Origin of the sequence: Aeromonas salmonicida subsp. salmonicida, assembly GCF_001643305.1 — a bacterium.
In the GTDB taxonomy this organism is placed as follows: domain Bacteria; phylum Pseudomonadota; class Gammaproteobacteria; order Enterobacterales; family Aeromonadaceae; genus Aeromonas; species Aeromonas salmonicida.
This window is the reverse complement of the sequence record NZ_LSGW01000049.1, coordinates 115,848-136,498: the sequence shown is the minus strand read 5'-3', so window position 1 is coordinate 136,498 and position 20,651 is coordinate 115,848. Positions and strand designations below refer to the sequence as shown.

Below are 20,651 nucleotides of genomic sequence, written 5' to 3'. Positions count from 1 at the left end.
CCCGCCCCACGGGGTGGTGCCATTCAGATGATTTGGTAACAAGAAAAGCCCTAACCAGAGGCTTGTCGAGGGATGGAATGAGAGCCGTATTACTGTGTTTGCTGGGGCTGTGGCCCGCATTGAGTTTTGCCACCTTGTCTGCCGACATGATAGTGGTGAAGAAGTCTTCCTACAGCCTGACCCTGATGAAGGATGGCAAGGAGGTCAAACGCTACTGGATTGCCCTGGGGCCAGCCCCAAAGGGACACAAGCAGCGTGAAGGGGATCAGCGTACGCCGGAAGGGCGTTACATCCTCGACTACAAGAAAACCAATTCCAACTATTACAAAGCCATCCACATCAACTACCCGAATCTGGACGACATCAAGACGGCCAACGAAATGGGCGTGAATCCGGGTGGCATGATTATGATCCATGGTCAGCGCAACAGCATAGGCAACACACGTTTGCAGCCGTCCAACTGGACCAATGGCTGCATCGCCATGCTCAACCATGATCTGGACGAAGTGTGGAACGCCATCGAGCCCGGCACCCCCATCATCATCCAGCCCTGATTGCCTCTCTGCGCGCCCCCTTCATGGGGGCGCACTGCATTTCTGAACCCTTGCAGTATCCGTTTTAGTCCTTGGTCTGCGGCCTTGTGTCGTGCTAGTTTTTCCCGCTCGCCGTGGATGCAACAAGGATGACCCCATGCCGTCAGCAACGAGTGCCCTTCCCGCCGGTACCGAGAGCGCCCGCGCGCTCTGGTGGCGCGCCACCCTCGATATTTTGCCGCTCTCCATCTCCGTCATCCCCTGGGGGATACTGTGCGGCGCCCTGGCATTGCAGGTGGGGCTGAGCCCGCTACAGGCCCAATGCATGTCCCTGCTGGTCTATGCCGGTGCTGCCCAGCTTTCGGCTACCACACTGTTCGGTGCGGGGACGCCCCTGCTGCCCATCATGGGATCCACCTTCGTCATCACCTCCCAGCATCTGCTTTATGGCTTTACCTTCCGTCGCGATGTCTTGCCGCTCTCCCTGCGTTGGCGTGCCAGTCTGGCGTTCTTTCTGACTGACGAGATGTTTGCGGTGGCGCTCAATGACAGGGAGCGCAGCGGCCGCTTCCATCCCGGTTATGCCCTGATCGCGGGCTTCGTGTTCTACCTGTTCTGGAATCTGGCGACCCTGCTCGGTATCGCCGCCGGTCAGTACATAGACGGCCTGGACAAGATGGGGCTGGACTTCGCCATTGCGGCCACCTTTATCGCCATGACCATACCCGCCCTCAAGAACCTGCCCATGGTGGCGGCGACCCTAGTCAGCGGCGGCACTGCACTGCTCACCAAGCCGCTGCTGGCGGAGGTCTACATCATCATATCGGCGCTGGCCGGCATGGTGGTGGGCTATGTGCTGCACCGGATGAGGAGATGACAATGAGCTGGCTGATGATAGGCCTGCTGGCCCTGATCACCTTCTTCAATCGCTTCGCCTTCTTCTCGCGGCTGACCCGTTATCAACCCGGTGCCGAGATGGGGGCCTTCCTCAGCTTCTCGGCCCAGTCGGTGCTGACCGCCATCTGGTTGCCCATCGTCTTCAGCTATGAGCCGGGCAAGGGGCTGGACTGGGATCCGGACTACCTGGCCGCTACCCTGCTGGTGACGGCATTGACCCTGCTGCGGCTGCCGACCCTGCTGGTGGGCATGGGGGGCTTCTTCCTGCTGCGCTGGCAGGGGGGCATGGCCGCCCTCTTGCCCTGGCTGGGGTAGGTCCGTGATCTGGCATGGTGGATGTCCTTTATGGATATCCGCCATGTTGTGAATGTCACTTCAAAAAACACCTCTCAAGTGTGAGGATTTAGGGACTATCCGCCAAGGAGCTCCCCATGTCTTTCACCGAAACCTGTCAGCGCATAGTGCGCGATCCCCTGCTCTCGCCCGCTCAGAAGAACCATGCCCTGGCGCTGGCCGCCGAAAATGCGCTGCCTTACCCAGAGTTGCCACCGGCGGTCGCCGAGGCGCTGGCGCAGGGGTTTCTCTGTGACATGTTCGAGGGACATGCCCCCTACAAGCCGCGCTACGTGCTGCCGGATTATGCAAAGTTCCTGAGTCAGGGATCCGCCTGGCTGGAGCTGGCGCCCCCCAAGGATTTTGACGAGGCGCTCGATGCCCTTCGCATCCTCTATCACCATGTGCCCTCCGTCACCGGCATGCCGGTCTGGCTGGGGCGCCTCGATCATCTGCTGCTGCCCTTTGTGGGTGAGCTGGATGACGAAGCCCTCCATCGCAAGCTGAAAGGGTTCTGGATCTACCTGGATCGGGTACTGCCGGACGCCTTCATGCACGTCAATATAGGTCCCGATGACAACCGTCTCTGCCGCCTGATCCTGCGCATCGACGGCGAGCTCAAGCAGGTGGCGCCGAACCTGACCCTGTTTCACGATCCGGCGCAGACCCCGGACAACCTGCTGATGCTGGCGGTGCAGAACATAGCCAGCTGCAGCAAGCCGCACATCGCCAACTATCCGCTCCATAGTAACACCTTCGACCAGCGCGGCTTTGGCATCGTCAGCTGCTACAACGCTCTGCCCCAGGCCGGTGGCGCGAATACCCTGGTGCGACTCTCCCTCAAGCGGGTGGCCGAGCAGGCCCACGGCATAGACGACTTCATGGGCTGTCTGCTACCCCACTACTGCCGTCTCGCCTCCCAGCTGATCGGGGCACGCGCCGCCTTCCTCCATCAGGAGTCCGGCTTCTTCGACAGCTTTTTGGTGCAGGAGGGCTTGATCGACGAAGACCGCTTCGTACCCATGTTCGGCATCTATGGCATGGCGGAGGCGGTCAATTTGCTGATGGACAAGGAGAATCTGCCCGAGCGCTACGGACATGACGAGGAGGCCAACCAGCTTGGCTATCGCATCTCGGCCCAGCTCTCCCGCCATGTGAGCGAGACGCCACAGGTACACGCCTGGGGCGGTCGCGCCCTGCTCCATTCTCAGGGCGGGCTCAGCGTGGATCGCGATGTGACCCCCGGAGTACGGATCCCTTACGGTCAGGAGCCGGATCCCGCCAGCCATGTGCTGGCCCTGGCGCCGCACCACGGTTTCTATCACTCCGGGATCAGCGAGATCCTGACCCTGGATCCCACCATACGCCAGAACCCGCAGGCGCTGCTGCAGCTCTGCAAGGGGGCCCTCGCCATCGGCATGCGTGAGTTTACCGCCAACGTGGCGGACAGCGATCTGGTACGGGTGACCGGCTACATGATCCGCAAGAGCGACGTGGCCCGTTTCGCGACCGAAGGGTCGCGGCTGCAGACCACCTGTCTCGGTGCCGAGGCGAGTGAACTGACGGCCATTCGTCAGCGAGCGCCGAGAGTGGTTGGCCGTGAGGCGACCCTGTGTGACTACTGAATGCGGCAAGGAAAGGAGGGAGCCAACGGAGCGCACCGCAACGGTCAGCCGCTGGCTGCCCTTCTCCTGCGTGGACGGCCCCGGCAATCGGCTGGTGCTCTTCCTGCAGGGGTGCAACTTTCGCTGCCCTGACGCTCATCGAGGGCAGGGTGCGTTGGCAGGCGGCGCTCTGCACCGATTGCGATCGCTGCATCGACGGCTGCCCGCGCCATGCCAGCCCCAAGACCAGCCAGATATCGGTTGCCGAGGTGCTGGCCCTGCTGCGCCGCTACGGTCCTCTGCTCACCGGCATTACCGTCTCCGGCGGCGAGGCCACGACTCAGCTGCCGTTCGTGATCGCCCTGTTCACGGCCATCAGGCAGGCACAGGATCTCTCGCACCTGACTTGTCTGCTCGACAGCAACGGCTCCCTGGCCGAGACGGGCTGGCAGCGGCTGCTGCCGGTACTGGACGGCGCCATGATAGATCTCAAGGGGTGGCGCGACTCGGTGCACCATTCACTCACAGGTGTTGGCCGCGAGCGGGTGCTGGCCTCGCTGCGCCTGCTGGCGAGTCATGGCAAGCTGGCCGAGCTGCGGTTGCTCCACGTGCCGGGACGCAGCGATTTTCTGGATGCCGATGGCAAGCTGGAAACGGGTCTGGCCAGCTTTTTGCAGAACTTGGGGCCAGTGCCCATCCGCCTCAACGGCTTTCGTCAGCATGGTGTGCGCGGAGTGGCGACGAGCTGGCCGGAGGCGGGCAGAGATGAGCTGACTCGCCTTGCCAGGGCGGTGAGCGACAGGGGACTTGGACCCGTTTCACTGCCGGCCATTATCTGACCCTGTGTTTGCTGGCTAATTAACTGATCGCAAAGCAATTTGATGGGATGCTTTTGCCAGCACCCTGCTCTGATGTTGAGTCTGGTGGCGGCTTTTTTGCAGTCTGAGTCTGAAGATGACGTAACTGTGATTGCTGTCTATTTGAGCTCTGCGAGGGGGCGGCTAGAATGGGGCATTCGCCCACAATCAACAGACGAACATGAGTGAATCCAACGCCTTATACCGAGTGCAGTTCATTTGCCACAGCGAGCGTTATGAAGTCTATGTCAGGGAAGTGAGTCAGGGTCAGCTGTTCGGCTTTATCGAGATCGCTCACTTCGTGTGGGATAACCACACGGCATTGATCGTCGATCCCAGCCACGAGAAATTGAAGAGTGAATTTGCCGACGTCGACCGCACCATGATCCCCATGCACCATGTATTGCGGGTCGATCAGGTGCGCAAACAGGGGGCCGCCCGCATCACTGAGCTGGGCAACAACATCGCGCCCTTCCCCAACCCCATCTATACCAGGAAGCCCTGAGGCTTTCTCCTCTCTGCGAGCCTTGCCATGGGAGTTCCCCTGGTGGGGCCATCTCCTCTTCGGGTCGGTAATGGCGCCCGCAGGATCTGCAATGCGTGCAGCCCGGGGGCGTTAACCCAGCTCCCTGGCCAGTGTCAGGATCCGCTGTCTGAACCAGCGCAGCGCCGGCTCTTCGCCCGCCGGCCCATACCACACCAGGCTGTGGGTGACGGCGCCATAGTCGAACGGGACTGGACGGATCGCTAATCCCAAAGCCGCGCTCTGTAACGCCCAACCCTCGATGGCGGTCAGGATGAGATCGCTCTGGCGCAGCAGGGCTGACGCGCTGCCAAAATCCGGCAGAGTGGCACCGATCTGGCGGCGTACCTGCAGCTGGGCCAGGCTCTGCTCGAAGAAGGGGTTGGCCAGTTCCTGATCGCGAATGGCGATATGGCGCCAGCTCAGGTAGGCATCCAGATCCCAGGGCTTGTCCAGCGCCGGATGGTCCGCCCGCAGCAGACAGACCAGCCTGTCTTCCCGCAGCGTTTCCCATACCAGACCCGGCTGGCGGGGCAGGGGCTGGCTCTGGTCGTGGGGCAGGATAACAAAGTCGAGTTTGCCCGCTGCCAGTGCCGTCAGACCTTGCTCATCCTTGTTCCAGACGTTGGGCTCCAGGCCCGGTACCTCCTGCATCAGCTGGCCCAGAATGGGCCCCATCGGCCAGACCATGCTGCTTTCCCGCAGCGCAAACCTCAGTTGTCCCTGCCAGGTTTGGGGGTCAAAACCGTCCTGGCTGGTGAGATTGTTCAGCTCGCTCAGCAGTCGGTGCAGGGTAGGGCCGAGCCGCTCGGCAAAGGGGGTCAGCAACAGCTGGTTGCCCTGGCGGTAGAGCAGCTGATCGCCGAGCAGATCCCGCAGCTGGTTGAGGGTCTTGCTGACGGTGGAGGGGGTGGTGCAGAGCCGCTCGGCCGTGCGGGTGACGCTCTGGCTGTCGAGCAGCAGATGCAGGGTGACCAGATGACGGCCTCCCAGCCTGGACAGTGCAATCAGATCCACTGTGCCTCCTGCAGCGAGACAAGCGCGGGCAGGGGAGGTCGATTGACCAGATGGCGGCCCCTCACCGTCAAACATGACAGTGCAATCAGATCCATGACAGCTCCACAACATAGGGACAAACAAAAAGCCCCGCTTGAGCGGGGTTTGCACGGGTTAGCCCTTGAGCACGGCGGCCATGGCGTCGGCCACATAGTCGACGTTGCGGCTGTTGAGGCCCGCCACGCACATGCGACCCGAGCGCACCAGATAGACGGCGAACTCTTCGCGCAGGCGGTCAACCTGCTCCGGCGTGAAGCCGGTGTAGCTGAACATGCCGCGCTGGCTGATGAAGTAGCCAAAATCACGGCCAGGCACCTTGGCGCTCAGTACCTCGAACAGCTTCTGGCGCATGGCCTTGATGCGGATGCGCATCTCGCTCACTTCATCGACCCAGAGGGCGTGCAGGCTGGCATCGTTCATCACGGCCGCTGTGATCTGGCCGCCGTGGGTAGGGGGGCTGGAGTAGTTGCGACGCACTGTCGCCTTCATCTGGCCCAGCACCCGGCCCGCCTCTTCGGCATCTTTGCAGATGACCGACAGGCCGCCACAGCGTTCGCCGTAGAAGGAGAGGTTCTTGGAAAACGAGTTGCTGACGAAGAAGCTGACGCCGGCGGCCACCATGGCACGGATGGCGTAGGCATCCTCTTCCAGACCATCACCGAAGCCCTGATAGGCGATGTCCATAAAGGGAATTAGCCCCTTATCCACCACGAGCGCGATCACCTTGTCCCACTGGGCAGAGGAGAGATCCACGCCGGTCGGGTTGTGACAGCAGGGGTGGAGCAGCACGATGCTTTTCGCTGGCAGCTGGCTCAGGCAGTCGATCATGGCATCAAACTGGACGCCGCCGGTGGCTGCGTCGTAGTAGGGGTAGTCGTGCACCTGGATGCCGGCCCCCTCGAACATGGCCTTGTGGTTGTCCCAGGTCGGATTGCTGACCCACACCTCTGAGGTCGGGAAGTAGCGCTTGAGCAGGTCGGCCCCGATCTTGAGCGCGCCGGAGCCGCCTATGGTCTGGATGGTGGCGATGCGGCCGGCCTTGACTGCTTCATGGTCGGCGCCAAACAGCAGGTGCTGCACTGCTGTGCGGTAGTTGGCGGCCCCTTCCATCGGTTGATAGGGGCGCGGAGCTGGTGCAGCGGCGCGCTGGGCTTCAGCCTGTTGCACGGACGCCAGCAGCGGAATGCGGCCCTGTTCGTCGTAATAGAGGCCGATCCCCAGATTCACCTTTTGCTCACGGGTGTCTTTGTGGAAGGTCTCGACCAGGGTCAGTATGGGGTCGCCAGCGTAGGCATCGACGTGTTCAAACATGGGGGGTCCTTGCGAAGTGGAATCCAGGGTAAGGGATCAATGATCGGCGGTCATGATGGCGTAAAGCGGGCGAGGGCTCAAGTCTGAAACGGACCTGCCGTGCACGGCCATGGCCCCCTTTGCTGTAAAGGGTTAGGGTCCGGACTTGCTCCCATGGCTGACGCCAGTAGCGAGCAGGCCGTGGAGCCTTTACTTCAGGTAGGATCTCAGTACCCGCACCACCTGATCCAGATCCTCCAGCCGCTCGGCCGGGGTGGCCTCTTCGGCGCCGAGATGCTCCCGCATATGACCCTCCAGCACCTCCAGCATCAAGCCGTTGACGGCACCGCGGATGGCGGCGATCTGCTGCAAAATGGCGGCGCAGTCACCCTCCTGCTCCAGTGCGCTTTCCAGCGCCCCAGTCTGGCCCTTGATGCGGCGCACCCGCGCCAGCAACTTCTTCTTGCCGTGAATGGTGTGTGACATGGAGGATCCTCTCGATCAATAAAACTATACTGGGGTATAGTATATTGCATCATCGCTCTCAGGAGAAATCCATGTCATTCCTCGTCTCATCCCACTGCCATCAACCCGTCGTGCACCAGGGTAATCCGCTGGCGGAACAGAAAACCCGCTGGGCCGTGCTGCTCACCGTTATCATGATGGTGGCGGAGATCAGCGGCGGCTGGTTCTACAACTCAATGGCACTGCTGGCGGACGGCTGGCACATGAGCTCCCACGCGCTGGCGCTCGGCCTCTCCGTGCTGGCCTATCGTGCCGCACGTCATTTTGCCCGCGACCACAGATTCAGCTTCGGTACCTGGAAGATAGAGGTGCTGGGGGGCTTCACCAGCGCCCTGTTGTTGGTGGGGGTGGCCGGGTTGATGCTGTTCGAATCTGTGTTCCGGCTGCTGGATCCCAGTCCGATCCACTATCAGCAGGCGATCGCCATCGCGCTGGTGGGCCTCTTGGTGAACCTCGCCTGTGCCTGGCTGCTCAAGGATGATCAGGGTCATCATCACGGTCACAGCCATGGTCATCATGATCACAACCATGACAGTCACCAGGGTCACGACCACTCTCATCATGACCATGCTGATCATCACGGCCATCAGGATCTCAACCTGCGTGCCGCCTACATTCATGTGCTGGCGGATGCGGCCACCTCTGTGCTGGCCATCCTGGCGCTGGTGGGTGGCATGCTGTGGGGAGCCGACTGGCTGGATCCTCTGATGGGCATAGCGGGGGCCGTGCTGGTGGCGGTGTGGGCCTGGGGGCTGCTGCGCGACTCGGGCCGGGTACTGCTGGATGCCGAGATGGATACCCCGCTGGTGGCGGAGATCCGCGAGGTGATAGCCGACTTGCCGGACGCCGAGATCCGCGATCTGCACGTCTGGCGGGTGGGGCAGGAGCAGTATGCCTGCGTACTCTCTCTATTGATGGCGACGCCCATCCCGGCTGGCCAGATCCGTGAGCGGCTCGCCATCCACGAGGAGCTGGTCCACGTCACCATAGAGATTGCCCAGCCATAAGCAGACGCGTGGGATGGATGCTCAAGACAGGATGTGAAGAAGGGGCCAAGGCCCCTTCTGTGGTGCGCGTCAGTGATGCTGGCTGTGGTCATCGTCCGGCTTGTGCTGCCAGATGGCCCCCAGCAGCAGCTTGAGCAGCAGCCCTGGCGGGTTGTCCAGCAAGTGTCCCGACTCCAGCAACAGGTGACCATCCGCCCGAAAACCCAGGCTGGCATGCACTGTGCCATCCTCACCGCGCACCTGGATGAGGCCGCTCAAGGTGCCGCGTTCTCCCGGCAGGCAGCGCAGCCGCAGCTCACGGGGTTCTCCCAGCAGGGTGAAGGCCCGACTCAGGGGCGGCGTGTCTTCAAAGTCGGGCCAATTGAAGAAGTGATACTGCTCTGCGAGCCCGCCCGCCTGCTGGCAAAACTGGTCAAACAGCTGCGCAATCCCCTGATATTCCTGATCCAGCCGTTTGGCCTGCTCTTCAATCCTTTTCATCTGCTGCTCCTGCTCACGCTATCTGGCTGATTGAAAACTGGTTTTTTTCAAGGTGCCAGCGGGTTCGACCAGATATGGCGCCAAATGGTGGCCGGGTCTGTGAGCCGGATCCAACTTTCGTTATGAAAACGTTATCTTGTTGAAAAGGGTTGGTTTTTTTGCCCTGCTGCTCACATTTGAAACGATTGCCGCTGATTAATATGGCATCGCTCGGCAATGACCGGGTACTCGGATATCGAGACTAACTACAGCGGGAATTATAAAAAAATGGATATGAAAAAGACCAAAGTGGCGCTGGTAACAGCCTCACTGCTCGCGCTTTTGTCCGGCTGCAATGACAACAGCTCTTCACCCTCCACCCCTGAACCCACGGATGGGCCTGTCGCCCGTCTGCCCGATGTGCAACCCCCTGCCGAGCAACTGGTTGCCGGCCCAGATCAGGCGGTGATCGCCCTGGTGGATACCCAGACCAGCGCCGCGCGCGGGATAGAAGGGCCCTTTGCCAGCCACAGCCTGCATCTGTGGAACAACGACGCCTGTAACGCTACCGCCGAGAGCGGTCTGAATGCGGGCTGGGATGACAAGGCCAATACCCCGACGGCGGTCGACAGTTTCGGCCCCAGCTGGGTGGTTCCCCTGGCCAAGCTGGAAGGCTGTATCAACTTTATTGCCCGCAACGGCGATCTCGCCAACCTGACCGGCGCCGACATGAAGGTGGTTTTCAGCGATCACCCTGATCGCACCGTGGCCATAGTCGCGGGCAAGAGCGAAGTCTTCGACAGTCGTGCCGATGCCTTTACCGCCGCCTTTGGCGTGGCCGGGGCCAGCGCCCATCTGATCGATGGCAACACCCTGATCTGGCAAGGGGGCAAGGACAAGCCCCATGTGCGCCTCTATTACACGGAGTCGGGCACCATCAAGGCCAATGCCGAGGGGGTGTTCGACTTCCCCTATCTCAGCCTGACCGCGACCAGCCTGACCGCCGAGCAGCAGGCCAAGTACCCGCACCTCAAGGATGCAGCGGCCTTCGCCCTGCCATCCGGCAAAGATCTCAAGCCCCTGCTCAAGGGCGAGCTGGTGGCCATTGGCACGGATGCCGACGGCATTTTGCAGGGGGCGACCCTGGTGCAGAGCGCCGGCGCCCTCGATGCCCTCTACGCAGAGGAAGCCACCAAGCTGGCCTATGGCGCCATCGTTGAGGGGGGCAATGTCACCTTCCGGCTGTGGGCGCCAACCGCCAAGTCGGTCAAGCTGGCGTTGTTCGACGAGCAGCACAAGGCCCTCGGCGAGCGCACCATGACACAAGACGACGCCAGCGGCAGCTGGAGCGTGCAGGGTGGCAGCGAGCTGGTCGGAAAATTCTACCGCTATGATATCCAGGTCTATCACCCGCTCAGTCGCAAGCTGGAATCCTATCAGGTAACAGACCCCTACTCCCTGAGCCTGGCGATGAACTCCGAGTTCAGTCAGGTGGTGGATCTCGATGATCCGGCCCTCAAGCCGGAAGGGTGGGACAGCCTGAAGGCGCCCCACAGCCAGCAGAACCCTGCCGACATCACCATCTATGAGGCCCATGTCCGGGATCTGACCGGCAACGATGAGTCCACCAAGCCGGAACACAGAGGCAAGTTCCTCGGCCTGACCGACAGCGACAGTGTGCCGGTCAAGCATCTGCAATCCCTTGCCCAGAGCGGCGTCAGCCATCTGCACCTGTTGCCTGTGTTCGACATCGCCACCGTCAACGAGGATCCGGCCAAGGTAGCCAACCTCCAGGATGACTTCAGCAAGCTGTGTCAGGTCAATGCCGAGGTGAAGGATTCCAAGTTTGGTGGTTACTGCGGCGGTGGCCAGACCATAGAAGCCGTGCTGGCCGATCTGCAAGGGGCCGACAGCAAGGAGAGCCCGCAGGTGCAGGAGCTCTCCGGCTATCTGCGTGGCGTTGACTCTTTCAACTGGGGTTATGACCCTTATCACTACACGGCGCCGGAAGGCTCCTACGCCACCGATGCCGAGGGTAGCCAGCGGATCCTGGAGTTCCGCGAGATGGTCAAGGCCATCAAGCAGAACATCGGCATGAACGTGGTGATGGACGTGGTCTACAACCACACCAACGAAGCCGGCCTTGGTCCTAAGTCGGTGCTCGACAAGATAGTGCCCTGGTACTACCAGCGCCTCAATCCGGAGACCGGCTCGGTCGAGAATTCCACCTGCTGCTCCAACACGGCGCCGGAACACGCCATGTTCGCCAAGCTGATGGATGACTCCCTGGTGACCTGGGCCCGCGACTACAAGATCGACGCCTTCCGCTTCGACCTGATGGGTCACCACCCGAAAGATCAGGTGGTGCAGGCGCTGGCCGCAGTGAAGCAGGTCAACCCCGAGATGTACTTCTACGGCGAGGGCTGGAACTTCGGCGAGGTGCAGGATGACAAGCGCTTCGTGCAGGCGACCCAGAAGCACCTGGCCGGCACCGGCATCGGCTCCTTCTCCGACCGCTTGCGTGATGCGGTGCGCGGCGGCAGTCCGTTTGACGGCGGCGATACCATTCGCAAGACCCAGGGCTTTGGCAACGGCGCCCTGGTGGATGCCAACGAGATGGACGGCGTCGAGCTGGCCACCGCGCTGCACCAATCCGACCTGGTGCGCCTCGGCATGGCCGGCAACCTCAAGGAGTTCGTGCTGACCGACAAGGACGGCATGCCTAAGAAGGGCTCCGACATCGACTACAACGGTCAACCTGCGGGTTATGCCCAGGATCCGACCGAGATCCAGAACTATGTCGACAAGCACGACAACCAGACCCTGTTCGACAACCTGATCTACAAGGCGCCGGAAGGAGCCGATCTGGTGCGGATGCAGGGGGTATCGCTGGCCACCGCCATGCTGGGGCAGGGCATTCCCTTTACCCACGCAGGTGTCGAGCTGCTGCGTTCCAAGTCCATGGAGCGGGACAGCTATGACTCGGGTGACTGGTACAACAGGGTCGACTACACCCTTGCCGACAACAACTTCGACAAGGGGTTGCCGCGCAAGGACAAGGATGGGGACAACTACCCGTTGATCGAGCAGGTACTTGGCAAGCACGTCAAGCCGAGCGGGGCCGACATGGCGACCATGGTAGGCTTCTATCAGGAGTTGGCCGAGCTGCGTCAATCCTCCCGTCTGCTGCGCCTTGGCAGCGGCGCCGAGGTGATCAAGCGGGTTGATTTCCGCAATACCGGGCCTGACCAGGTGCCGGGGCTTATCGTGATGACGGTGGATGATGGCGTCAACGCCGGTGCGGATCTGGATCCCGCCATCGAGGGCCTGGTGGTGATGATCAACGCCACCAACCAGCCCCAGAGCATCGGCGACTTCCGTGATGGCAAGGATCAGCCCATCGATCTGAGCACGTTGCAGCTGAGCCCGGCCCACCATGCCGGTAGCAGCATCGCCGATGGCGCCCTTGCCAGTGGTGGTCAACTGACCCTGGGAGCTTGGTCTGCCGCCGTGTTCGTCAAACCGCAGGCCGGAGCCCAGGGCGCGGGTCTGCCGGTGAGCAAGAAGATAGACCTGAGCACGGTTCCGCCGTTTGGTGACACCGATGTCTTCGTGCGTGGTTTCCTGAACGAGTGGGATCCGGTCAACAAAATGATCTTTGGTGGCAACTTTACCTACGAGTTCACCACCGAAGTGACGACCGATCAGCTTGGCACCACTCAGGTGAAGATTGCCGGTAGTGAGTGGGACGGCCCGATCAACTACGGCAAGTGCAGTGACACCGACCAGCTGGCGACAGGCCAGGTCAGCGTGCTCTGCGCCAATGGCGGAGATCTGCCGTTCAATGCTGACAAGGCGGGCAGCTACAAGTTTGTGTTCACGGCAATGAACAAGGACAAACCGACCCTGAGCGTCAGCTTCACCGAGCCGGTGCAGAGCTGCAAGGTGCTGGATACGGTGGCGGGCAATCCGCTCGGCTACAACCTGTTCGTCAAGGGTGAGCTGTCCGGCTGGGCTGCCCAGCCCCAGTATCAGCTGAGCTACAAGGGGATGGACGGCGACCTCGCCATCTATCAGGCCGCGTTCAACTACATGGGCACCAGCGAGTTCAAGGTCGCCAATGAAGACTGGAGCAAGGAGTACCTGCTCAACGGCGGTGGCGCTGTCACTGCTGAGACGGGCTACTCTCTCGGCTTCTCCCAGGCTGGCAGTGCGAACAACAGCATCACATTACCGCAAGGATTGTGGAGCGTGCTGGTGAAAGTTGACCCGGCTGGTACCAAGGCCGGTACCGCCGTCATTCAGGAGTGCCGTGCCAAGTAAGCACACCCATAGAGTCCGGGGCTGGCTCGGCAGCCCCGGGTTGAATTCCACCTTGCCAAGGGTGGGATAACTCCGAGAGAGTAAACAAAGCGCGACTGCCAACCGGCAGCCGCGCTTTTTCTTTGCAGGTGTGAGGTGGGGGGAAAGAGAAAAGCCGTCCCTGTCGGGGGACGGCTTTGCATATGGAGGTCTCGCTTGCTGGCTGGATCAGCGCTTGCGCAGCAGACGCAGGGCGTTGGCCGTCACCAGGGCGGTGGCTCCGGTATCCGCCAGCACGGCAATCCACAGGCCCGTGATGCCGAGCAGACTGGTGACCAGGAAGATGGCCTTGAGTCCCAGCGCCAGCGCTATGTTCTGGTGGATGTTGGCCAGTGCCGCCCGCGACAGGCGGATCATGGCGGCGATGCCACCGAGCTGGTTGTGGGTCAGGGCGGCATCGGCCGTCTCCAGCGCCACGTCTGTGCCGCCACCCATGGCGATGCCAATGTTGGCCCGCTTCATGGCGGGGGCGTCGTTGATGCCATCCCCTATCATGGCGACCTTCTGGCTGGCGGCCAGCTTGGCGATCTCTTCCACCTTGTCTTCCGGCAGCAGGCTGGCGCGCCAGCCCATGCCGAGCTCGTTGGCAATCGCCTCGGCGGCGCGGGGGTTGTCACCGGTCAGCATAATGCTGCGCAGTCCCAGCCCCTTGAGCTCCGCCAGGGCCGCTGCCGCTTCGGGCCGGATCTGGTCCCGCAGGGCCAACAGGGCCGCCGGCGCTGCGCCCGGCTGGCCGAGCACGACCACCGTCTTGCCCTGCTGCTCAAGGGTGGCTATTTGTGCGTTGAGGGCATTGCTCAGCGAGTCAATCCGGCTCGGTGCCAGCAGTTGCCAGAGGGTGCCGTCGACGCGTCCTTCCACCCCCATGCCTGGCAGGGCGCGCAGATCCTGGGCTGCGGCCAGAGTCAGCCCCTGCTCACGGGCGGCGGCCACCACGGCGCGGGCCAGAGGATGATGGGAGCCTTGCTCTATGGCGGCGGCCAGTGCCAGCAGTTCGTCCTCCGGTTGGTCATTGAGGCTGACAAGTTCGGTCAGTTGCGGCTTGCCCAGGGTCAGGGTGCCTGTCTTGTCAAAGGCGACTGTGTCTATATGGGCCAGTCGCTCCAGCGCGGCACCGCCCTTGATCAGGGCCTCCTGGCGGGTTGCCGCCGCCAGGGCGGAGGTGACAGCCGCCGGGGTGGAGATCACCAGGGCGCAGGGGCAGCCGATGAGCAGCAGCGCCAGTCCGCGATAGACCCACTCGTCCCAGCTCTGGCCAAAGGCCAGCGGTGGCACTATCACCACCAGCAGGGCAACCAGCATCATGGCAGGGGTATACCAGCGGCTGAAGCGGTCGATGAAGCGCTCTATGGGGGCGCGCTGGGTCTCGGCTTCCTCGATCAGGTGCAGTATGCGGTCGATGGCGTTGTTGCCGGGCTCGGACACCACCTCGAGGCGCAGCACCCGATCTGCCGCCAGACTGCCGGCGGGCACCTTGTCACCCTGGCGACGTTCCACCGGAATGGACTCACCGGTCAGGGCACTCTCGTCAAACGCCCCAAGGGCGTCGAGCAAGCGGGCATCTGCCGGCAGGCGGGCGCCCGGGGCGATCTCTATGATGTCGCCGGGACGCAGCTGGTCGGCCGCCACCTCTTCCCGAACGTCACCGTCAACCCTGGTGCGGATCCGCAGTGCCTTGTCGGGCACCAGCGCCATCAGGGCGGTGACGCCGGCGCGAGCACGGCCGGCGGCGTAGGCCTCCAGATGCTCCCCCAGCATGAACAGCAGCAGCACCATGGCCGCCTCGGCGGTTTCACCTAGGAAGAGGGCGCCCAGCGCCGCCACCGTCATCAGGGTCTCGATGGCGAAGGGGGAGCCGCTCCTGGTCAGGGCCCAGGCTTTGCGGGAGATGGGCCACAGGCCCCAGAGGGTGGCCAGGGTAAACAGCGGCTGGCCGAACTCTTTCGGCAGCAGGGCAGCCAACAGCATCAGGCCGGCCAGCGACAGGGGCTGCCAATACTTGGCGAGCAGGGCCATCTGCGGGCTGCGGCGCCTGGCGTTGTCGTCCCCGGGCTGAGTTGCGCCTTTGAGCCGGAAACCCGCGGCCAGCACGGCGGCGGTGACGGGGTCGGGGGAGAGGCCGGGGGCGAGATCCACCACCAGCTTCTCGGTGGCAAACAGCACCCGGGCCTGCTGCACGCCCGCCACCCGGCTGACGGCGGTCTCTATCTTGCGGGCGCAGCTGGGGCAATCCATCCCCAGCACCTGCCAGCTGTGGCGGCGGCTGTCCTGCTCCGGCGCGACTAACGGCTCGGCGGTGTCGGTGGTTTGCTCATGGTGATCATGCTCATGATGGTCATGGTCATGGTCATGGTCATGAGGCGGCTGCGGGCTGCAGCAGCCCTGGCTTTGACAACTTCCTCTGGGGGGCTCTTCATCCCCCGGTGATTCACTCACCCCCTGATCCTGATGATCATGGGGTGCCTTGCTGGCGCAGCAACTGACCTGTTCGACATTGTCACAGCAGTGGCTGTCGTGTTGATGTTCGACTTGGCTGGTGACGGCCTTGCCGGTGGCCGCTGTGTGTTGATGGCTGCAGCAGGATTTGCTCATGATGAGTCCCTCTTGGATGGGTCCCGCCGGTGCGGAACCTTGGATAACTGAGCCGAGTGTAAACCTTGGTGTTAAGTCCAAGGTCAAGCCTCTTTATCTCCCTCTCTCGTTTGAGAGGGGCTGCCAGTTCGGTCCAGGAGCAAGTGCCGCTATATCCTTGTGATTGGCGGGTGTTTGTCCTCGCCCGGCGCGCCTATACTGGGGGGCCCTATCCTCCCTCGATAATCAAGGACATAACATGAGCAATTCCGTTACTCTGCAAGGCAACCCCGTTTCCGTAGCCGGTCACTTCCCCGTTGCCGGTGAGCAGGCCAAGCCTTTCTCCCTGGTTGCCAAGGATCTGTCTGACGTGACCCTGGCGAGCTTCGCCGGTCAGCGCAAGATCCTGAACATATTTCCGAGCGTCGATACCCCGACTTGTGCCACCTCGGTGCGCAAATTCAACGAACAGGCCAGCGCGCTGGAGAACACAGTCGTGCTCTGCATCTCCGCCGATCTGCCGTTCGCCCAGTCTCGTTTCTGCGGCGCCGAAGGTCTGGACAAGGTGGTGACCCTCTCCACCCTGCGTGGTGCTGCCTTCATGCAGGATTACGGTGTGGCCTTCTCCTCCGGTCCGCTGGTGGGCCTGACTGCCCGCGCCATCGTGGTGCTGGATGCAGATAACAAGGTGCTGCACAGCGAGATGGTAGCCGAAGTAGCCGATGAGCCGAACTACGCGGCCGCCCTGGCTGCCCTGTAAGCTTCTGAGCGCAAAAATCCCGCCACGGCATGCCCGTGGCGGGATTTTTTTATGGATGGAACCCGGTTATCAGGGGGTCTTTACAGGCTGGGTGGCGGGTAATGGCTCAGGGTGTGGCTGCCAGTGTTCGTAGGGTCTGTGGATCTTGCTGTATATCTCCTCCAGCTTGCCTGACGCCGCCAACCTTTCTATGGCCTGTGCCAAAAACGCATCCATCTCATTGCCGGCTGCGCCCTTTTGAATAATAAAAACATCTTCAAAGTCGCCAAAAAATTCTCGCTGGATATTGGTCAGCCCCAGCTGGCGCAGCATCAGGTCCGCTTCCTCCTGTGCCCAGATAAAGGCATCGATACGGCCACGGGAGAGCTTGCGAAGGGATTGCTCGATACTCATGGAACGTTGTACTTGAAAGGGGAGCTCACCGGGTACGGCCTCGATTAACAAATCCCGTTGCGTTGCTTCGATGCCATAGGCCATGTCGGTGGAGACAGGATTCGCTGTGTTGCTGTAGATGACATGGGCTACCTTGCCAAAGCTGCGGGTGCTGAAGCGATAGGGCAGCATGTCTGCATCGTGCAGATTGCGAATGGCGGGCAGGCTGAAATCGGCCTTGCCATTGATCACGCCCGCCATGGCGCGCGCAATGGGGTAGATGGTGATCTCGATAGTCATATCGGGGTAGAGCGCATCAATCCCATGGACCAGATCGACGAAGGGGCCTGTCTTGTCGGCGTTGATAAGGCCTGGCAATTCACCAAGGTGGGCCTTGATGACGCGGACCGGCTGGGCAGGGGGGCTGGAGGTGGTCGACGAGGTCTGGGAGAGACCTATGGTCGCGATACCGAGCAGGCTGAGCAGTAGCATGGGGATATGTCTGAGCATGGTCTGTCTGCCTTCGAGGTGAATAATACCATTGTAGACAGCCATGACCTGGCACAGTGCTCTTCCTCTTGCCGCTTGCGGATAGGGTTTTACTTCTTATGCCCCGCTAACTAGACTTCGCCTCCCACTTCTTTATCCGCGTACCCCCATGACCTTTAGCGAACTCGATCTCCATCCCGCCTTGCTGGCTGCCTTGCCTGCCACCCTGCACACGCCGACTCGCATCCAGCAGCTTGCAATACCCGTGGTATTGGCGGGGCAGGATCTGCTGGCGCTGGCCCAGACCGGCAGCGGCAAGACACTGGCGTTCGGGTTACCGTTGCTGCAACGGCTGGATCCCGCCTCCAGCCTGGTGCAGGGACTGGTAGTGGTGCCGACCCGCGAGCTGGCGATGCAAGTGAGCGCTGCGCTGCAAGGGATGGCTGACGCTCTGGGATTGCGGATCCTCACCCTGTGCGGTGGCGTTGCACAGGAGCGACAACAGGCAGAGCTGGCGCTGGGGCCGCAACTGCTGGTGGCGACGCCGGGGCGACTGCGGGATCTGCTCACTCAGCAAGTGCTGGGGCTGGATGGCCTGCAACAGCTGGTGCTGGATGAGGCGGATCGCCTGCTGGAGATGGGTTTCTGGCCCGATATCCAGTGGCTGATGAATGAGATGCCCGCCGAGCGTCAGACCCTGCTCTTCTCCGCTACCCTGCCTGCCGAGCTGAATGCCTTTGCCCATAGCCTGCTGACAGAACCGACTCGCATTGAGGCCAATCCCCTCAACAGCCTGGTGAACGAGATCGAGGAGCGACTCTATCTGGTCAATAAGAGCAGCAAGGTGCCTGCGCTGATCAGCTTGCTCAAGGAGCAGGCCTGGCCGCAGGTGCTGGTGTTCATCAGCGCGCGGGACGATGCCGACGGCGTGGCCAGGAAGCTGGCCAGGGCGGGGATCCCGGTTGCCGCCCTGCATGGGGAGAAGGAACAGGCGGTTAGAGAGCAGGCGCTCGACGATTTCAAGGCTGGCAAGGTGCTGGTGCTGGTGGCCACCGACCTGATGGCGCGGGGCATACATGTGGAGGCATTGCCTGTGGTGATCAACCTGGACTTGCCCGCCAGCGCCCCCGTTTATGTTCACCGTATCGGCCGTACCGCCCGCGCCGGGTGCGAGGGGCTGGCCATCTCGCTGGTGTGTCACGGCGAGAGCGATATCCTGGCGGCGATCCGCACCCTGACCGGCCGTGAGCTGCCGCTGGGGGAACTCGCAGGTTTCCCGGTGACCGACCTGCCCGCCAGCGGGGAGGGCAAGCGCCCACCTCGCGACAAGCAGGCTAACCGTCGCACCGCCAACAAGCGCAGCGTCAAGCAGTTCAAGGGCAAGGTCTAGTTCAAGGCTGAGTTGGACTGCCCGATTGGGCAGTATCAAAGGACGCCGGTTTCACTATGCTCCATGGGTTTAACCATGGAGGGATAGAAGATGACAAGCCTGTTAATGGGGCCCCTGCTGGGGCTCGAAGCTGAGGCGCAGTACAGCATCTGTTTTCTGGCGGGGCCCGGCTGCAAGGGCGCCAGCATCAGGATCAACGGCACCTTGCTGCCTGCCAGCAAGCAGGCGGATACCCCCAGAGGGGGTTTGTGGCGGGCCAGCTGGACGGCAAGCCCGGCCGCCGAGGGGACGAGCGTGGAGTACCGGATCCTGCTGGATGGGGAACCCGCCCGGGATCTGGCCGGGGACGACCATTGGCAGTTTCATCTGCCGGGGCTGGCGGAGCCGGTGCGCATCGGTTACGCCTCTTGCAACGGTTTTTCCGACTTCAAGCTGCTCACCTCCACGCCTCAGCCCTATGTGATGTGGGGCAGGCTTGCTGCCGAACACGCCGCGCATCCCTTCTCGCTGTTGCTGATGGGGGGGGATCAGGTCTATGCCGACTCTCTCTGGACCACGGTTCCCAGCCTCAAGGCCTGGAACGAGCTGGACAGGACGGAGAAGGTCAAACGCAAGGCGACCCGCACCATGGAGGAGCAGCTCGATCGCTTCTATTGCGATCTCTACTGCAAGCAGTGGAGCCGGCCCGAGGTGGCCCGCCTGCTGGCCCGGGTGCCAAGCGCCATGATGTGGGATGATCACGACATCTTCGATGGCTGGGGCAGCTATCCCGAGGATCTGCAGGGCTGTAATGTCTATCGGGCCATCTATGCTGCCGCGTCCCGTTATTTCCGGCTGTTCCAGCTGCGCAGCAGCGCCAATGCCTCCCTGCTGGACCCGGTCAATTTGAATCACCACTCCTGGCTGCTGACGTTTCGGGGTTACCGGATCCTGGCGCTGGACAACAGAGCAACCCGCACCCAGGCCCAGGTGATGAGCCAGTCCCAGTGGGAGCAGGTCAACGGTGCGCTGGCCGCATGCGACGCGGGCCACCTGCTGGTCATGGCTGGCGTGCCCGTGGTTTATCGGGACTTCTCCTTCACAGAGGCTGCGCTGGATGCCACCCCCTGGGAAGAGGAGCTGACCGACGATCTCAAGGATCACTGGCGGGCCAAGGATCATCAGGGAGAGCGGGCCCGGCTCATCATGCGGCTGCTGGACAATGCCAAGAGCCGGCGTCAGAAGGATTCTGCCTGCAAGACCCTGATCCTCTCCGGCGACGTGCACGTGGGCTGCCTGGGCGTCATCCAGGACAAGCGGGAAGGGGTCACCAATGTGCACCAGCTGGTCTCCTCCGGCATAGTCCATCCCTGCCCCACCCAGTTTCAGTGGATGGGGATCCTCGCCATGACCAACGACAATCCCGAATACCTCGACGAAAACCGCTTGATACGCGCCGAGCTCATCAAGCCGTTCGGCGCCCCCGTCTATCTGCGCACCCGCAACTTCGCCACCCTGCTGATGGGCAGTGACCACAAGCTGTGGGCCAACTGGCATTGCGAGAACGGGCTGGCCGCCAGCTATCCGCTGGCCTGATGGTCGGGCAAACGCAAAGGGCCCCGGCGGGCCCTTTTTTCTTTTCCA

16 protein-coding genes and 1 pseudogene are annotated in these 20,651 nt (G+C 62.2%); 11 read left to right on the top strand and 6 right to left on the bottom strand.

Annotation, left to right across the window (positions count from 1 at the left end; all coding sequences use genetic code 11):
• The first annotated feature begins 77 nt into the window (after window positions 1-77).
• The 6 genes and pseudogenes from AXW79_RS07605 (at window position 78) to AXW79_RS07580 (ending at window position 4,729) form a co-directional block, all read left to right on the top strand.
• Entirely contained in the window at window positions 78-554 is a 477-nt protein-coding gene (locus AXW79_RS07605) for a L,D-transpeptidase family protein (RefSeq protein WP_034284004.1), read from the top strand.
• 136 nt (window positions 555-690) lie between these two features.
• The gene (locus tag AXW79_RS07600) at window positions 691-1,410 is read left to right on the top strand and encodes an AzlC family ABC transporter permease (protein ID WP_005313669.1); all 720 of its coding nucleotides are present in this window, start codon (window positions 691-693) and stop codon (window positions 1,408-1,410) included.
• Window positions 1,411-1,412: 2 nt separating this feature from the next.
• A complete protein-coding gene (locus AXW79_RS07595) occupies window positions 1,413-1,745 on the top strand; it encodes an AzlD domain-containing protein (protein ID WP_005313667.1) in 333 nt (110 codons plus the stop codon).
• A gap of 116 nt (window positions 1,746-1,861) precedes the next feature.
• A complete protein-coding gene (locus AXW79_RS07590; protein WP_005313665.1) occupies window positions 1,862-3,388 on the top strand; it encodes a YjjI family glycine radical enzyme in 1,527 nt (508 codons plus the stop codon).
• 91 nt (window positions 3,389-3,479) lie between these two features.
• A pseudogene (locus AXW79_RS07585) lies at window positions 3,480-4,206 on the top strand (radical SAM protein).
• Window positions 4,207-4,405: 199 nt separating this feature from the next.
• Window positions 4,406-4,729 carry a DUF1820 family protein gene (locus AXW79_RS07580; protein ID WP_005313662.1) on the top strand — a complete coding sequence of 108 codons (324 nt, stop codon included), beginning with the start codon at window positions 4,406-4,408 and terminating at the stop codon, window positions 4,727-4,729.
• Window positions 4,730-4,840: 111 nt separating this feature from the next.
• Here the strand turns inward: AXW79_RS07580 and AXW79_RS07575 are convergent, their stop codons facing one another.
• The 3 genes from AXW79_RS07575 to AXW79_RS07565 form a co-directional block, all read right to left on the bottom strand.
• The gene (locus tag AXW79_RS07575; RefSeq protein ID WP_005313661.1) at window positions 4,841-5,764 is read right to left on the bottom strand and encodes a LysR family transcriptional regulator; all 924 of its coding nucleotides are present in this window, start codon (window positions 5,762-5,764) and stop codon (window positions 4,841-4,843) included.
• A 153-nt stretch (window positions 5,765-5,917) separates the two neighbouring features.
• Entirely contained in the window at window positions 5,918-7,114 is a 1,197-nt protein-coding gene (locus AXW79_RS07570; protein WP_005313659.1) for an amino acid aminotransferase, read from the bottom strand.
• Window positions 7,115-7,303: 189 nt separating this feature from the next.
• The gene (locus tag AXW79_RS07565; RefSeq protein WP_005313657.1) at window positions 7,304-7,579 is read right to left on the bottom strand and encodes a metal/formaldehyde-sensitive transcriptional repressor; all 276 of its coding nucleotides are present in this window, start codon (window positions 7,577-7,579) and stop codon (window positions 7,304-7,306) included.
• Window positions 7,580-7,650: 71 nt separating this feature from the next.
• Between AXW79_RS07565 and dmeF the strand changes: the two genes are divergently transcribed.
• Complete coding sequence (dmeF, locus tag AXW79_RS07560; protein ID WP_005313654.1) at window positions 7,651-8,625, top strand: CDF family Co(II)/Ni(II) efflux transporter DmeF; 975 nt, start codon at window positions 7,651-7,653, stop codon at window positions 8,623-8,625.
• A gap of 69 nt (window positions 8,626-8,694) precedes the next feature.
• On the opposite strand, the gene AXW79_RS07555 is transcribed toward dmeF, so the two are convergent.
• The gene (locus AXW79_RS07555) at window positions 8,695-9,105 is read right to left on the bottom strand and encodes a hypothetical protein (RefSeq protein WP_005313651.1); all 411 of its coding nucleotides are present in this window, start codon (window positions 9,103-9,105) and stop codon (window positions 8,695-8,697) included.
• A gap of 267 nt (window positions 9,106-9,372) precedes the next feature.
• On the opposite strand from AXW79_RS07555, the gene pulA reads away from it, so the two are divergent.
• Complete coding sequence (pulA, locus tag AXW79_RS07550; protein ID WP_005313646.1) at window positions 9,373-13,407, top strand: pullulanase-type alpha-1,6-glucosidase; 4,035 nt, start codon at window positions 9,373-9,375, stop codon at window positions 13,405-13,407.
• A gap of 207 nt (window positions 13,408-13,614) precedes the next feature.
• Here the strand turns inward: pulA and AXW79_RS07545 are convergent, their stop codons facing one another.
• The gene (locus tag AXW79_RS07545; RefSeq protein WP_005313642.1) at window positions 13,615-16,038 is read right to left on the bottom strand and encodes a zinc/cadmium/mercury/lead-transporting ATPase; all 2,424 of its coding nucleotides are present in this window, start codon (window positions 16,036-16,038) and stop codon (window positions 13,615-13,617) included.
• A 238-nt stretch (window positions 16,039-16,276) separates the two neighbouring features.
• On the opposite strand from AXW79_RS07545, the gene tpx reads away from it, so the two are divergent.
• Window positions 16,277-16,777 carry a thiol peroxidase gene (gene tpx / locus AXW79_RS07540; protein ID WP_005313625.1) on the top strand — a complete coding sequence of 167 codons (501 nt, stop codon included), beginning with the start codon at window positions 16,277-16,279 and terminating at the stop codon, window positions 16,775-16,777.
• A 69-nt stretch (window positions 16,778-16,846) separates the two neighbouring features.
• On the opposite strand, the gene AXW79_RS07535 is transcribed toward tpx, so the two are convergent.
• Window positions 16,847-17,659: a type 2 periplasmic-binding domain-containing protein gene (locus AXW79_RS07535; RefSeq protein ID WP_034284079.1), complete on the bottom strand. Its 813-nt coding sequence runs from the start codon at window positions 17,657-17,659 to the stop codon at window positions 16,847-16,849.
• A gap of 148 nt (window positions 17,660-17,807) precedes the next feature.
• Here AXW79_RS07535 and AXW79_RS07530 point away from each other — a divergent pair, with 148 nt between their 5' ends.
• Window positions 17,808-19,028: a DEAD/DEAH box helicase gene (locus AXW79_RS07530; protein ID WP_005313617.1), complete on the top strand. Its 1,221-nt coding sequence runs from the start codon at window positions 17,808-17,810 to the stop codon at window positions 19,026-19,028.
• A gap of 90 nt (window positions 19,029-19,118) precedes the next feature.
• Window positions 19,119-20,603 (top strand): alkaline phosphatase D family protein, encoded by a 1,485-nt coding sequence (locus tag AXW79_RS07525; protein WP_011898339.1) that lies wholly within the window; start codon window positions 19,119-19,121, stop codon window positions 20,601-20,603.
• Window positions 20,604-20,651: the final 48 nt, after the last annotated feature.

What these genes read in the sequence shown, in the direction of transcription:
- AXW79_RS07605 (WP_034284004.1), top strand. Translation starts at nt 78, where the DNA reads ATGAGAGCCGTATTACTGTGTTTGCTGGGGCTGTGGCCCGCATTGAGT.
- AXW79_RS07600 (WP_005313669.1), top strand. Translation starts at nt 691, where the DNA reads ATGCCGTCAGCAACGAGTGCCCTTCCCGCCGGTACCGAGAGCGCCCGC.
- AXW79_RS07595 (WP_005313667.1), top strand. Translation starts at nt 1,413, where the DNA reads ATGAGCTGGCTGATGATAGGCCTGCTGGCCCTGATCACCTTCTTCAAT.
- AXW79_RS07590 (WP_005313665.1), top strand. Translation starts at nt 1,862, where the DNA reads ATGTCTTTCACCGAAACCTGTCAGCGCATAGTGCGCGATCCCCTGCTC.
- AXW79_RS07580 (WP_005313662.1), top strand. Translation starts at nt 4,406, where the DNA reads ATGAGTGAATCCAACGCCTTATACCGAGTGCAGTTCATTTGCCACAGC.
- AXW79_RS07570 (WP_005313659.1), bottom strand. Translation starts at nt 7,114, where the DNA reads ATGTTTGAACACGTCGATGCCTACGCTGGCGACCCCATACTGACCCTG.
- AXW79_RS07565 (WP_005313657.1), bottom strand. Translation starts at nt 7,579, where the DNA reads ATGTCACACACCATTCACGGCAAGAAGAAGTTGCTGGCGCGGGTGCGC.
- dmeF (WP_005313654.1), top strand. Translation starts at nt 7,651, where the DNA reads ATGTCATTCCTCGTCTCATCCCACTGCCATCAACCCGTCGTGCACCAG.
- AXW79_RS07555 (WP_005313651.1), bottom strand. Translation starts at nt 9,105, where the DNA reads ATGAAAAGGATTGAAGAGCAGGCCAAACGGCTGGATCAGGAATATCAG.
- pulA (WP_005313646.1), top strand. Translation starts at nt 9,373, where the DNA reads ATGGATATGAAAAAGACCAAAGTGGCGCTGGTAACAGCCTCACTGCTC.
- AXW79_RS07545 (WP_005313642.1), bottom strand. Translation starts at nt 16,038, where the DNA reads ATGAGCAAATCCTGCTGCAGCCATCAACACACAGCGGCCACCGGCAAG.
- tpx (WP_005313625.1), top strand. Translation starts at nt 16,277, where the DNA reads ATGAGCAATTCCGTTACTCTGCAAGGCAACCCCGTTTCCGTAGCCGGT.
- AXW79_RS07535 (WP_034284079.1), bottom strand. Translation starts at nt 17,659, where the DNA reads ATGCTCAGACATATCCCCATGCTACTGCTCAGCCTGCTCGGTATCGCG.
- AXW79_RS07530 (WP_005313617.1), top strand. Translation starts at nt 17,808, where the DNA reads ATGACCTTTAGCGAACTCGATCTCCATCCCGCCTTGCTGGCTGCCTTG.
- AXW79_RS07525 (WP_011898339.1), top strand. Translation starts at nt 19,119, where the DNA reads ATGACAAGCCTGTTAATGGGGCCCCTGCTGGGGCTCGAAGCTGAGGCG.